This is a genomic window from Arthrobacter sp. ISL-95, assembly GCF_018613695.1.
Taxonomy (GTDB): Bacteria; Actinomycetota; Actinomycetes; order Actinomycetales; family Micrococcaceae; genus Arthrobacter.
In genome coordinates this window covers 95,404-108,398 of the sequence record NZ_JAGGPR010000011.1, presented here as the reverse complement: position 1 = coordinate 108,398, position 12,995 = coordinate 95,404, and the positions used below count along the sequence as shown (strand labels likewise).

The following is a 12,995-nucleotide window of genomic DNA, read 5'->3' as shown; positions in this document are numbered from 1 at the left end:
CGTGAACCGTTCGGAGCGCCCATGGAAATCCACCTGGATCACTACGACGATGACACAACCAGAATTCCCAACTTCGCAGACACTGCCGAATACATAACAGAACAGGAACAACCCGATATGAGCACACTGGACGAAGCCATAAAGCAACTGCTTGCCATCGAAGGATCCACTGGTGCTGCCGTGGTGGACTACTCCAGCGGCATGGCCCTGGCTCAAGGTGGAAGCCCCGGCTTCGACCTCGGCGTTGCTGCTGCAGGGAACTCCAACGTGGTGACCGCCAAGCTGCGCACCATGGCCGATTTGAGCCTCGACAGCGACATCGAAGACATCCTGATCACCCTGGGCACCCAGTACCACCTCATCAATGTACTGAACTCGAGCGGCTCCAAGGGGCTCTTCGTCTACCTTGTGCTTGACCGCACCTTTGCAAACCTGGCCCTGGCCCGGCACAAGCTCAAGAACCTGGCCAAGGACATCACCGTCTGATCTCCCGGGAATGCAAGGGGGCGGTGGCGCACTATGCGCCACCGCCCCCTTTTGCATCAGGACCCTAACGCATCAAGTCCGCACGCGCTTGGCATCGCTGCTGCTGGATTCGAACTTCACGCCCAACATATGGTGTACCAGGACGTCCTCGTTGGTGTTGGCATTGGCCTCGATGGTGACGAGTTCGCCATCACGCATCACTCCCACCCTGTGGCACCAGCTGATCAGTTCGGACAAGTCAGAGGACAGCAGAATAATGCCCACGCCTGTCTGGCTGAGCTCGTTGAGCATCTGGTAGACGGCTTCCTTGGCGCCGATATCAATGCCGCGGCTCGGATGGCTGAGGATCAATAGCTCGCAGTCTGTGGTCATCCACTTGGCGAGCTGTACTTTCTGGCGATCGCCGCCCGAGAGTGTACTGATGTTTCCATGGATGTTGGTGGTGCTGATATGCATGCGTCGAACCACCTCCGCAACTCCGCGAAGCTGTGCAATCTCATCCCGCAGACTCGGTTCTCCCCCTTCACCGCTGGATTTGAGGCCCTCCACAATGGTCCCCGTCGCACTGCCGTCATCGACAGCGTCGGACAAGTAGCCGATTTTCAAACGCAGAGCATCCTGGGGCGTTCGAATCTGCACCTCTTGACCGTGGAGGAGGATGTGCCCCGAGGTGCTGGGCCGGGCGCCGGCAAGCGCTTGGACCAGCTCGTAGACGCCTGATCGATGCGTTCCAACCAGCCCAAATATTTCGCCCTTGGCCACATGAAAGGTGACGTCCCGAACTCTGTCTTCCACGCTCAGGCTCGCAGCCCTTAGGAGCTCATGACCCTCAACGGGGTCACTGGGTCTTGTGCCGCCTTCGAGTTCATGTTGAAGCAGCAGGAAGGCCAGTTCGTCCACGTCGGTGTGGCTGGCCTCCAGGGTTTTGTGCACCCGTCCTTCCCGGAGCACAGCAATGCGGTGCGCAATGGAACGGACCTCATCCAAGCGATGCGTGATGTAAATGATGGCCCTTCCTTGCCTGACCAGCATTCGCAACACCTGATGGAGTACGGCGACGTCATGGTCCGGAAGTGAGGCGGCAACCTCGTCCATGATCACCAGCTGGGCTTCTTCGGCAACCATCCTCAATACTTCCACCAGAGCCTGCTCAGCGCGGATGAGCGATCCGACCTCGGCGTCGGGATCCAAGCGGAGGCCGATGTCCCGGATCAGCTTGCTTGCTTGGTCGCGGAGTTCCTCATGGGGCTTATCTGCTTGGAAGGTGCCGCGAAAAATGGCGCGTGCAATGGTGAGCCGGGGGTCGATCCGGAAGTTCTGCGGGATGAGGCCAACGCCGCAGGCTTGCGCTTCTTCAATGGTTTCCGGTGAGTACTTTTCTCCCGCGAGCGTCATCAGCCCGGCTTCGTGTTGATGCAAACCGGACAGAACGCCCATCAGGGTGGTCTTGCCTGCACCGTTGGTTCCAATCAGACCCAGTATCTCGCCGCGTCCTATGGACAGCGCAACGCCTTTAAGGATTCGCCGATGATCGTATGACGCATGAATATCATCCGCACGCAACAACATGTCCAAAGAAAGCTCCTAATGCAAAGGGACAATAATCGCCCCTGTGGGTTCGCCGTGAAACTTCCGTCTGCTATCTGAAATGCCTGCCGTGGCATGGACTTCCCACCTTGGCTTGCGAGGCCTGCATAAAACCGGGGACGAGGGCGCTTTTAGGAGTCAACCAGATGGAATGCCTTAATGCAAAGCGAAACAACTGAAACAACAAAGTGCATTTCGTGACGCAAAAAACTGAATAATTCATGAAATCGTCATTATCCAATGCCAAACCCCGTTAAAGCAGCAGCGGCCCGGGACGGTGTCCCGGGCCGCTGCTGAAGTGCTGTGCGTAGGTTACTCGGACGACTTGTCGAAGTAGTCGGCGCCACCCACGTATTCGGTGTGTCCTGATTCGACATCGGCAGTCACCATCTTGGCAACCTCGGCTGCGAATTCTTCAACGGAGTACAGCTTGCCGGCCTCGGCGCGGCGCGCTTCGATGGCTCCCGGGTTGGAGCGATCAAGCAAAGTGGCCGTCACGGTGCCCTCGATCATGTCGCCGGACACAACCACCAAGGAGATGCCCTTGTCAGCAAGGTTTGGCAGGAGGGCTCGCAGGGCGTCCTCACCGGCGCGCTTGCTCTTCGCTACAGGCTCGTACTCAGGCATGGTGGGCACGGTCTCCACAAAGTGCGCCTGGTGGCTGGTGACAAAGACCACGCGCGAACCCTCGGGCATGAGGGGAACTGCTGCATTGAGCATGTTGACCTGGGCATCGCGGTTCAGCTTGAGTGCGTACCCTTCCTCCATGCCGGATTCCATACCGCCGGAGGCATTAAGTACCAGGATATCGAGGGAGCCGAACTCCTCCATCGCGGTGCTGGCCAGGGCGTGAACACCTTCATCGGTAGTGAGGTCTGCGCCCACCGCCGCTGCGCGCCCGCCCGCTGCCTGGATTCCGGCCACTACCTTGTTGGCGCGAGGCGCCTTCTGGCGGTAGTTGACTACGACGGCCGCACCTTCACCGGCGAGGATCTTGGCAACTTCGGCGCCGATTCCGCGTGAGGACCCCGTGACGATCGCGGTCTTGTTATCCAGCATTCCCATTCGTGCTCCTTTTGTTCACTTCATCCAAATTCCGTGGGCTTGGGTTCCATCATGCCAGCGGCACGTAGGAAATCCGTTGTCGCCCTCGAACAAAAACTGCTGCGCAGGCTAGTTGCCTAGTGGCCCATCCCCAAGCCGCCATCCACAGGAATCACTGCGCCGGAAATGTACGCGGCTTCGTCGCTGGCAACCCAGCGCACCACGTTTGCTACCTCGGAGGCTTCGGCGAAGCGTCCGGCAGGAACATTGGCCAGGTAGGACTTCTGCGTGTCTTCAGGCAATTCAGCAGTCATGTCCGTGTTGATGAAGCCGGGTGCAACAACATTGGCCGTGATGCCGCGGCTGCCAAGTTCGCGCGTCAGGGAGCGTGCGATGCCCACCATGCCGGCCTTGGAAGCGGAGTAGTTGATCTGTCCGGGAGCGCCATACAGGCCGGAGACCGACGAAATGAGGACGACGCGGCCTTTGCGCAACCGAATCATGCCCTTGGAGGCCCGCTTGATGACACGGAAGGCGCCGGTGAGGTTGGTGTCCAGGACTGACGTGAAGTCGTCCTCGCTCATCCGCAACAGCAGCGTGTCCTTGGTGATGCCTGCGTTGGCCACAAGCACCTCCACCGGTCCGTGCGCTTCCTCGACGATCTTGAACGCAGCGTCGATGGATACCTCGTCCGTGACGTCGGCCTTAACCCCCAGGATGCCCTCAGGCAGTTCTGATTCACTTCGGTAGGTGACAGCAACCTTGTCGCCGTTGGCGAGGAACGATTCGGCAATGGCGAGGCCGATGCCCCGGTTGCCGCCGGTGATAAGGACGCTGCGCCCGGTGGATACTGCTTCAGACATGCTTTGGCTCCAGGTTCCGCGGCATTGCCATGCCGCTATGAGAGAGGGATTTTCCTGTGTTGATCCTATCTGTAGCCCACTGCAACCCGTGGGTAACCGGTCATGAGCGCGGTTTGGGTGGGTACGTCCTTGGTGAGAGAATTGTGGAAGGCCTTTGGAGCGTGATGATTCAGTTGTGACACGAGAAGACAGCCCCCTGCAGCAAGTGCCCGGGGAACCGGACGCTTTTTCCAGTGACCCCGAAGTCCACAGCATCACAGATGCTGCTGCCGCGCACTCCGAAGATATGCGCGATCGCATGATCAAGTACGCGGTAGCGATGGGCATCCGCATGGTCTGCATCATCCTGATTTTTGTGGTTGATGGCTGGTTCAAAATCATTGCCATCGCAGGCGCTGTTTTCCTGCCTTGGATTGCGGTGGTCATAGCCAATGGCAATGACAAAGCCGAGGACCACAGTGAGTCCTTGTTGGACTACGTGGCCGTCCCCGAGTTGGAACGTTCTCCCGAGCCTGAAGAACCTCCTGTGGACGCGCCAACGGTACTCCAAGGGGAACTGGTGGATGACGATCCACAGGACAAGTCAGAAGGCCCCGCAACGGGCCATGCAAGCGATGCCGGACATTCCGGCGACGAACGGGCGGCTTCATGAATATCTTCAACCTCGGCGGCCCAAGTGCGGCCGGCGGGGAGTCAGAACGCCATACCGGACCGGCCACATGCTCCCGCAAAGGTTGCCGTACCGGCGCAGAGTGGCAGCTCCTGTGGAACAATCCCCGCATCCACACGCCGGATCGCCGTAAGGTGTGGCTTTCGTGCGGTGAGCACCGGAATTGGCTGGAGGATTACCTGCAGACACGTGGCCTCTGGAAAGAAACGCTGCCGTTCATCGCCAGTGAAACAACAGCGAATGAGGCCGGCTGAATGTACCGTTTTCTGTTCTCCAGCAAGTGGCTGGGGTACTTCGTGCTGGCCGTTATTTTCGCCACAGCCTGTGTGTTCCTTGGGCGTTGGCAGATGGATCGCAGGGCTGAGACACTGGCGGAGATCAATCGCGTGGTGAGTAACTACTCGGCCACCCCCATCCCCTATGCGGAGATCAAGAATCAGTTCAACACCCTGGACCCCGAACGGGAATGGACGCAGGTTGAGCTGCACGGCAGCTACGACCTCGACGGGCAGCGGGTTGTGCGCAACCGGCCACTGAACGGCCAGCCAGGTTACGACGTCGTGGTTCCTTTCAGGCTGACCACAGGCGAAGCCGTAGTGATCGACCGCGGATGGCTACCAATCGGCAACAACACCCCAGGCCGTCCTGACGTTATCCCTGCTCCTCCCAGTGGCGAAGTCACAGTGGTGGCACGTCTCAAGCCCGCCGAACCCAAGCTGGACCGCGGCGCGGTGGACGGTCAACTGGCCTCCATTGACCTCGGAAGCTTCGCAGGAGAACTCCCCTATCCAATCGCCACAGGCGCCTACGGGCAGTTGGCCAGTGAAAACCCTTCCGTACAGCCGATGCCCACGCCCTTCCCCAAACCTGCCACTGAAGAAGGAACACACCTTTCCTACTCCTTGCAATGGTTCGCGTTTGGCGTCTTGATGTTCATCGGTTTCGGCTACGCCGCGCGGCAACAGGCCCGGAACGCGGCCATCGATGCCGAAGAGGAAGAGGACGAACAAATTCTTGCAGCGGGAGGTACTCCTCCCAGGCGCGCGCCTGCTTCCCGTAAAAACAAGCGGCCCACGTCCGAAGAAGAGGAAGACGCCATCCTGGATGCACAAGGTTACTGATCCGGTTCACGAGCCGGTGCTCAATGTCCGGTCCGCTTTGACTGCCGCCGGCGCCGAGGACACAGTCCGCATTTTCGAGGACAAGGTACCGACGGCAGCGGCCGCTGCTGCCGTGCTGGGATGCGATGTCGCGGCAATCACCAACAGCCTGGTCTTCGAGCTCGACGGCGAGCCGCTGCTCATCCTTGCCAGTGGAGCGGCGAAAGTAGATACGGGACTGGTGGCAGAGCAGCTGGGCGGAGGAAAGATCCGCCGCGCCAAGCCCGAATTCGTGCTGGAACACACCGGCCAGGAAGTAGGCGGAGTAGCGCCAGTGGGCCACCCAAAGAAATTGCGAACCATCCTGGACACCTCCCTCCAAGACCACCCACTACTCTGGGCCGGAGCCGGAGACCACAACTCGATGTTCTCCATCAGCTATGAGGAACTAGCGCGCATCACCGAAGCCGAACCTTTGCAGGTCCGCTAGGCGGCGCGGAGGCCACTTGCCCGCGAGCGAAGCGACGCGGTTGATCTGCGTAGCGTGCGTCTAAGCGAGGAACGAGCGAGCACGCGGCAGATCAAGCGCGCCGCGCAGCGGAACGCAACACACGCCGCGGAACGCAACACACGCCGCGGAACGCAACACACGCCGCGGAACGCAACCGCACGCGCAGCGGAACGCAACCACACGCGCCACTGGCGGCCAGCCCCAGGGCTTAAGCCAGCGTGATCAGGTCCAGGTAGTCTTCGTTCCAGTGGTCCTCCACACCATCCGGAAGCAAGACAACGCGCTCCGGATTCAGCGCTGACACTGCACCTTCGTCGTGGCTGACCATAACGACGGCGCCGCTGTAGTTCTTGAGCGCACCCAGGATTTCGGCGCGGCTGGCAGGGTCCAGGTTGTTGGTGGGCTCGTCGAGGAGCAGCACGTTGGCGCTGGACGCCACAATGGTGGCCAGGGCCAGGCGGGTCTTTTCGCCGCCGGAAAGGACGCCAGCGGGCTTGTCGACGTCGTCGCCGGAGAACAGGAACGAGCCCAGGATGCCGCGGACTTCGGCGTCTTTCATGTCCGGAGCCGAGGACCGCATATTTTCCAGGACCGTGCGGTCGACGTCGAGCGTCTCATGCTCCTGGGCGTAGTAGCCTACCTTGAGGCCGTGCCCGGGGATGATGTCGCCTGTATCCGGCTTATCCACACCGGCGAGCATGCGCAGAAGGGTGGTCTTGCCGGCACCGTTCAGGCCGAGGATGACCACCTTGGATCCGCGATCGATTGCCAGGTCCACGTCCGTGAAAATTTCCAACGAACCGTAGGACTTGCTCAGCCCCTCCGCAGTCAGCGGAGTCTTGCCGCAAGGTGATGGATCCGGGAAGCGCAGCGCGGCCACGCGGTCGTTTTCGCGTACGGCCTCCAAACCGCTTAGGAGCCGCTCAGCACGCTTGGCCATGTTCTGGGCAGCCACGGCCTTGGTAGCTTTGGCACGCATCTTGTTGGCCTGGTCAATCAGGACCTGAGCCTTCTTTTCGGCATTGGCGCGTTCGCGCTTCCTGGCGCGCTCATCCGTTTCGCGCTGGAGCAAGTAGCGCTTCCAGTCCATGTTGTAGTGGTCGATCTGGGCTCGGTTGGCATCCAATAAGAACACCTTGTTCACCGTGGCTTCGAGCAAGTCCGTGTCGTGGCTGATCACGATCAGGCCACCCTGGTGGTTCTTGAGGAAGTCGCGCAACCACGTGATGGAGTCGGCATCGAGGTGGTTGGTGGGTTCGTCCAGGAGCAGGGTCTCGGCATCGGAGTAAAGGATGCGCGCCAGCTCCACACGGCGGCGCTGGCCACCCGAAAGGGTTTTTAGCGGCTGGTTGAGGAGACGATCCGGCAGCGCAAGGTTGGAGGAGATTGCAGCGGCTTCAGCTTCCGCTGCGTAGCCGCCACCCGAGAGGAATTCTGCCTCCAGACGGTCATAGCGGTTCATGGCTTTTCGCTGGACGGCGGCGTCATCGCTGGCCATGTCCTCGTGTGCCTTCTTGAGCTTGCCTACAACTACATCCAGGCCACGAGCGGAAAGGATGCGGTCCCGGGCGAGCTGTTCCATGTCCGGCGTCCGGGGATCCTGCGGCAGATAGCCGATCTCACCGCTGCGGGTCACTTTGCCGCCAGCGGGAAGCCCTTCGCCTGCAAGGACGCGGGTGAGGGTGGTCTTGCCGGCACCGTTACGTCCGACGAGTCCAATTTTGTCCCCTTTGTCCACCCTGAAGTTGACCTGGTCCATGAGCAGGCGTGCGCCGGCGCGGAGTTCGAGGTCCTGGACGGTAATCAATTCGGGTGATGCCTTTCAATGGGGAACGCTCGCGGGGACCGGTGGGTCCGATAAGTGCGGCGGGGGTGGCCGTGAGAACAGCCTGTTCAAGTCTACCGGTACGCAGGCCGAGGCCTGACATCGGGTGATTAAGTCGAAAACTGTGCTGACGACCAAAGAATTCCCGACCAGTGTTGTGGAAAGACTCCAAAATTCCGCCATCGTTCCCTACGTACTCTCGAGAACAGGGGAAACAAGAACTTTTCATCGCATCGCATTACACCCGATAGGACCGTCATGAGCCAGACCAACTCTTCCACTTCCGCTGATACGCCTCAGCGCACCGCATCCTCCCGAAAACGCTGGAGCGCCACCGACCTTGGCCTCATTGCAGTATTCGCAGCCCTCGTAGCGGCCTCCGCGATCGTCCCTGGCATACCTGTAGGCGCACTTGGTGTTCCCATCACATTGGTGACCCTGACGGTGATGCTCAGCGGATTGGTGCTGGGCGCCGGGCGCGGTTTCGCCGCCGTCGGACTCTATGTATTGCTGGGGTTCGCCGGGCTGCCGATCTTCAGCGGTGGACGCAGCGGATTGGGTATCCTTGCCACGCCCTCCGCCGGTTACATCATCGCGTTCCCGCTGGCGGCAGCCGCAACCGGCTACCTTGCAGCGGTGGTCATCCGCAGGACTGTGAAGTTCCGTGCACTGTGGCTCTTCGCCGCGACCATGGTGAGCAGCATCGTGGTCATCCACGCTTTGGGTGTGCTGGGCATGATGGTCAATGCCAAGTTGGACTTCACCAAGGCATTCCTCGCCGATCTTCCCTTTGTCCCCGGCGATATCATTAAGAACGTCCTGGCCGTGATCATCGCCATGGCAATCCACAAAGCCTTCCCGGATGTCTTGGTACGTCGGGTCAAGTAAAGCGGGAACAATCACTCCATGAATTCCATCAGTTTCAGCAGGGTTTCGGTGCGTGTCGCAGTCGACAGCAGCGACACCCCCAAAACCCTGCTGCACGATTTCTCCCTGGACCTGACTGAGCGTCGGATTGGTGTCATCGGAGCCAACGGTTCCGGGAAGTCCACGCTGCTGCGCCTCGTCAATGGCCTGATAGAACCGAGCGAAGGCGCTGTGGTGGTCCGCGGCCACAACACAGTTGCGGACGTCCGCCGTGTCCGGGGCAATGTGGGTTTCGTCTTCACCGATCCCCTGTCCCAGTTGGTGATGCCCACGGGGCGCGAAGACGTTGAGCTGTCCCTCCGCCGTTCCATCAAGAACTCCAAGGAGCGGGCGGCCCGGGCGGAAGCAGTCCTGGATCGATTCGGCCTGCTGCACTTGGCCGATCAGAGCATTTACGAACTTTCCGGTGGTGAAAGGCAGTTGTTGGCACTGGCCGCAGTCCTTGCCGTCGATCCCGCCGTGCTGGTCCTGGACGAACCGTCCACCCTTTTGGACCTCCGGAACCGCGAACTCCTGCGGCGGACGGTGGCCGGCCTGGACCAACAAGTCATGATGTCCACGCATGACCTCGACCTGGCGCTGGACATGGACCGGGTGCTGGTGGTGGAGTCCGGGCGCATCGTCTTCGATGGCGGTGCCGCCGAGGGCGTTGCCCGATACCGCGAGCTATGCGAGGCTCCCCTGCCCGGTACCCGCTTGGGTGATGTGTCCAGGTGAGGGGCCATGGTTTCCTGATTGCGAACTACATTCGTGGAAGTTCGATCATCCACCGCACTCCCCTGTGGCTGAAGTTCCTGGTGGTTGCGGCCTGCGGAGCGGCGTCCTTCCTCATTGTGGACTGGGCTGTGTCGCTGGTGATATTCGCCGTCATGTGCGGGTTGTTCATGCTCACTGGCGCCGGCTTCCGCCGACTCCTGCGGGCCATCTGGTTGGTGGCGCCCATCCTCCTGGCCATTGGGCTCTTTCAATGGTGGCAGCTCGGTGGGCCCACTGCGGCGCGGATCGTGCTGAACGTGCTCGTCTGTGTGGTGGCAGCTTCAGTCCTGACCGCAACCACTCCTGTGCAGGAACTGCTGGACGGCGTGGTGGCACTGGCTAAACCGTTCCGGCGTTTCGGTGCCGACCCTGAACGTTTCGCATTGACTATCGCCGTAATGCTCAGGAGTATACCCTTTATAGCCGGCGCCTTCTCTGACGTGCGGGACTCAGCACGGGCACGGGGGCTTGAACGCAATCCCCGCGCATTGGTACTTCCCGTCTTCATCACGACTGTGGCGTATGCCCGCCAAACCGGTGACGCTTTGGCAGCCCGCGGGCTGGGTGAACCGGAGAGGGACTAAATCGGGCAGGGACTAGAACCGTGCGTACTGCAGGAGAGCTGCGGTTCCCATGCCCCCTGCACTACTGATCATTGCCAGCGCCAGTGGGCTCTCGCCGCGCAGTGAATAGCTGCGGCGTGCCTGGGCCATTATCCGGGTCACCAGCACTGCGCCGGAGGCTCCATAGCCATGACCCAAGGCAAGCGCTCCGCCATCAAGGTTGGCTCTCCGTGGGTCAATGCCCAGATATTCCAGGCATGCGATGGTTTGGGAGGCGAACGCCTCGTTGAACTCCACCAGGTCAATCTCTCCTGCGGCCACAGCATGCTGGTCAAGGAGCCGTTGGGCGGCGTGGGCGGCTCCGATACCGAGGAGTTCCGGATCAACGCCGGCGGTGTGGCAGCCCAGCACCAACATCCCGTCCGTCGCGCCCATGGCGCGGGCACGTTTCAAAGACGTCATGACGACGGCGGACGCTGCGTCTGCATCGAAGCACGAGTTCGCTGCCGTGACCGAACCGCCGGCCACGAACGCTGCAGGGAACCTCGCCATGAGCGGGGCGCGGAGTGAAGCCTTGGGGCCATCGTCTGAATCCACCAGTTTTTCGTTGCCTTTGAGCGGAACAATTTCATCCGCAAAAACGCCGGTCCTGGCTGCTTCAACGGCTCGATGATGGCTCCGGAGCGCGTACTCGTCCTGCCTCTGACGTGTAACGCCGAATTCGTGGGCTACGTTTTCCGCCGCAACGCCCATGTCAGGGTCCCCGAACTGTTGGGGCACAAAGTTGGCCCTGGAGTAGAAGTCGAGTTCGCCGTCGTCGTTTCTGTTGGCCCGGGCCGGCGCCCTACTGATACTTTCAACGCCGCCGGCCAAAAACAGCGGATCACCGCCGGCTGCCACCAGCCGGGACGCCAGTGCAATGGCGTCAAGGCCTGAACCGCACTGGCGGTCAACCGTGAGGCCGGGAACAGTGATGGGCAAACCAGCCCGAAGCGAGGCGAACCTGGCCACATTCCCGCCGCCGCCCACAGCGTTGCCCACGATCACGTCATCCACGCCTGAAGGGTCCACCCCTGCTGTTTCCACCAGGGAAGCCAGCACGGGTGCCAGGAGGTCCGGGGCGCGGAGAAATTTCAGTTGCCCGTTGGCACGACAAATCGGAGACCGCAGCGCAGCAATGATCACGGGCTGCCGTGACTCGTCGATTCCTCTGGCTGCGCCGTCCTCGTTTCGGAGGGGCTTGCCGCTAGCCAAGGACTTGGGCCCGGGGGTCATGGTTCTTGATCCAGTCCAGGAGAACTTTTCTGCTGACTTTTCCGCGGTCCGTCATGGGGAGCTCGGATAACAAGTAGTACTGAATCGGCCATTTATCCCGGGCCAGCAGGCCATCCAGACCCGTTCGCAGCTGGGTGGCAGTAACAGCACCACAGGCAGGAACGACGCCGGCGATCACCTTTTGGCCGCGGATGTCATCCGGCGCTCCGGCGGCGACGGCAACATCTACGCCCGGCACGGAAGCGACAGCAAGCTCAACCTCGTGCGGGTAGACGTTTTTTCCGGAGGTGATGATCATGTCCGAGCGCCGGCCAAGGATGTGAAGGGTGCCGTTCTCCAGAAAGCCCTGGTCCCCCACCGTGTACCAGCCATCCAGGCAGCGCAGGGCCTGCCCGTCATCGCCCCACAGGTAACCGTTGCTGATCATTCCACTGCGAACACTGATGTTCCCGTGTTCCCCCTCAGGGAGGGGTCTGCCGATGTCATCGAGGATAGCCAGCTCAACCCCCGGGAAGGGCGAGCCGATGCCGGTGCCACCTGCATCCAACGGTTCCCCGGCAGCCAACCGGGTACCTGAAACAAAGCTCAACTCCGAGGCTCCGTAGTACTCGAAGATGGCCGCACGGGGCGCCCACCGCCGAGCTGCCTCCAAGGTCCGGGCGTCCAACTTGGAACCGGCGCAGATGATACTGCGGAGGCCGGAAGCATCAACGTCTCCGGCTAGTCCCCGCTCGCTGAGCAACCTAAGCGCCGTGGGAGCCAGGACCAGACGGGTAATGCCGTCGTGGCTGATGGCAGCGTGGGCGTCGCCGACATCGAAGGATTCAAGGGTGTGAAAGGCTGCACCCGCGTACAGGCACTCTGAGAGGGCGTACAGGTTCAGGCTGGCCGACAAGGGGCCGGGTGCAAGGGTCCGATCGTCCTGTGAGAGGCCAAAGAACTCTATGGACGCGTCGAACGACACCTGCCAGGATCGGCGGGACCTGGTGAACGCTTTGGGGACCGAAGTGGTCCCGGACGTGAGGCCGATCAGGAAAGTGCTCGACGGGTCCCCGTCCACCAGTTCGGCCCCAATCGGCGTGCTGGTTTCGAGGACTCGTGAGGATACTTCATTGATCATTGGGACAGGCCATTCCGGGTCCAGAACGGCGCACCGCCGCTCCCCCGCCACAGCGGCCGCATAGCGTTCCACGAAGCGGACAGAGTTGGGCTCCGCCAAAATAGCGGTGGCAGGGTGGTCCCCGACAAGGCCGGCTGCGGCATCGCGGAGTCCCGCCCAGGTGAGCCGGCCGCTGCCCACAACGACGGCGGTGTCGTGGGGGCGCTCCTCGGCCCAGAGCTGAAGTTTATCCAGGAAAGGCATCCAAACGATTTTACGGCAGTGTCTG

Annotated in this window: 14 protein-coding genes; 8 read left to right on the top strand and 6 right to left on the bottom strand. The window is 61.2% G+C overall.

Annotated elements, in window-relative coordinates; all coding sequences use genetic code 11:
* Positions 1 to 21: 21 nt before the first annotated feature.
* Entirely contained in the window at positions 22 to 486 is a 465-nt protein-coding gene (locus tag J7I86_RS15715; RefSeq protein WP_286179854.1) for a hypothetical protein, read from the top strand.
* A gap of 72 nt (positions 487 to 558) precedes the next feature.
* On the opposite strand, the gene J7I86_RS15710 is transcribed toward J7I86_RS15715, so the two are convergent.
* The 3 genes from J7I86_RS15710 to J7I86_RS15700 all read right to left on the bottom strand — a co-directional run bounded on the left by J7I86_RS15710 (position 559) and on the right by J7I86_RS15700 (position 3,980).
* Complete coding sequence (locus J7I86_RS15710) at positions 559 to 2,055, bottom strand: sugar ABC transporter ATP-binding protein (protein ID WP_286179853.1); 1,497 nt, start codon at positions 2,053 to 2,055, stop codon at positions 559 to 561.
* A gap of 330 nt (positions 2,056 to 2,385) precedes the next feature.
* Positions 2,386 to 3,138 carry an SDR family oxidoreductase gene (locus J7I86_RS15705; RefSeq protein WP_214821281.1) on the bottom strand — a complete coding sequence of 251 codons (753 nt, stop codon included), beginning with the start codon at positions 3,136 to 3,138 and terminating at the stop codon, positions 2,386 to 2,388.
* Between the two features lie 116 nt (positions 3,139 to 3,254).
* Positions 3,255 to 3,980: a beta-ketoacyl-ACP reductase gene (locus tag J7I86_RS15700; RefSeq protein WP_214821279.1), complete on the bottom strand. Its 726-nt coding sequence runs from the start codon at positions 3,978 to 3,980 to the stop codon at positions 3,255 to 3,257.
* Positions 3,981 to 4,134: 154 nt separating this feature from the next.
* On the opposite strand from J7I86_RS15700, the gene J7I86_RS15695 reads away from it, so the two are divergent.
* From J7I86_RS15695 to J7I86_RS15680, 4 genes are read left to right on the top strand one after another with little or no spacing between them, the layout of a single operon-like run.
* Entirely contained in the window at positions 4,135 to 4,632 is a 498-nt protein-coding gene (locus J7I86_RS15695) for a DUF3099 domain-containing protein (protein ID WP_214821277.1), read from the top strand.
* Entirely contained in the window at positions 4,629 to 4,904 is a 276-nt protein-coding gene (locus J7I86_RS15690) for a hypothetical protein (protein ID WP_214821276.1), read from the top strand. The genes J7I86_RS15695 and J7I86_RS15690 overlap by 4 nt, the downstream gene beginning before the upstream one ends.
* Positions 4,905 to 5,771, top strand: a complete 867-nt coding sequence (locus J7I86_RS15685) for an SURF1 family protein (RefSeq protein WP_214821274.1) — start codon at positions 4,905 to 4,907, stop codon at positions 5,769 to 5,771. It begins immediately after the preceding gene.
* On the top strand, positions 5,755 to 6,240 hold the full coding sequence (locus J7I86_RS15680) for a YbaK/EbsC family protein (protein ID WP_214821272.1): 486 nt from the start codon (positions 5,755 to 5,757) through the stop codon (positions 6,238 to 6,240). The genes J7I86_RS15685 and J7I86_RS15680 overlap by 17 nt, the downstream gene beginning before the upstream one ends.
* A gap of 229 nt (positions 6,241 to 6,469) precedes the next feature.
* Here J7I86_RS15680 and J7I86_RS15675 read toward each other — a convergent pair whose 3' ends face one another.
* Positions 6,470 to 8,068, bottom strand: a complete 1,599-nt coding sequence (locus J7I86_RS15675) for an ABC-F family ATP-binding cassette domain-containing protein (RefSeq protein ID WP_024816682.1) — start codon at positions 8,066 to 8,068, stop codon at positions 6,470 to 6,472.
* 276 nt (positions 8,069 to 8,344) lie between these two features.
* Between J7I86_RS15675 and J7I86_RS15670 the strand changes: the two genes are divergently transcribed.
* The 3 genes from J7I86_RS15670 to J7I86_RS15660 are packed head-to-tail and all read left to right on the top strand — an operon-like array spanning position 8,345 to position 10,353.
* On the top strand, positions 8,345 to 8,974 hold the full coding sequence (locus J7I86_RS15670) for a biotin transporter BioY (RefSeq protein ID WP_214821270.1): 630 nt from the start codon (positions 8,345 to 8,347) through the stop codon (positions 8,972 to 8,974).
* A gap of 18 nt (positions 8,975 to 8,992) precedes the next feature.
* Positions 8,993 to 9,730: an energy-coupling factor ABC transporter ATP-binding protein gene (locus J7I86_RS15665; protein WP_214821268.1), complete on the top strand. Its 738-nt coding sequence runs from the start codon at positions 8,993 to 8,995 to the stop codon at positions 9,728 to 9,730.
* Positions 9,727 to 10,353, top strand: coding sequence for an energy-coupling factor transporter transmembrane protein EcfT (locus J7I86_RS15660; RefSeq protein ID WP_214821266.1), 627 nt, complete (start codon positions 9,727 to 9,729; stop codon positions 10,351 to 10,353). Before J7I86_RS15665 ends, J7I86_RS15660 begins: the two co-directional genes overlap by 4 nt.
* Before the next feature lie 12 nt (positions 10,354 to 10,365).
* Here the strand turns inward: J7I86_RS15660 and J7I86_RS15655 are convergent, their stop codons facing one another.
* Both J7I86_RS15655 and J7I86_RS15650 read right to left on the bottom strand, forming a co-directional pair.
* The gene (locus J7I86_RS15655) at positions 10,366 to 11,607 is read right to left on the bottom strand and encodes a thiolase family protein (RefSeq protein ID WP_214821264.1); all 1,242 of its coding nucleotides are present in this window, start codon (positions 11,605 to 11,607) and stop codon (positions 10,366 to 10,368) included.
* Positions 11,579 to 12,970: a class I adenylate-forming enzyme family protein gene (locus tag J7I86_RS15650; RefSeq protein ID WP_214821262.1), complete on the bottom strand. Its 1,392-nt coding sequence runs from the start codon at positions 12,968 to 12,970 to the stop codon at positions 11,579 to 11,581. The genes J7I86_RS15655 and J7I86_RS15650 overlap by 29 nt, the downstream gene beginning before the upstream one ends.
* Between the last annotated feature and the right edge of the window lie 25 nt (positions 12,971 to 12,995).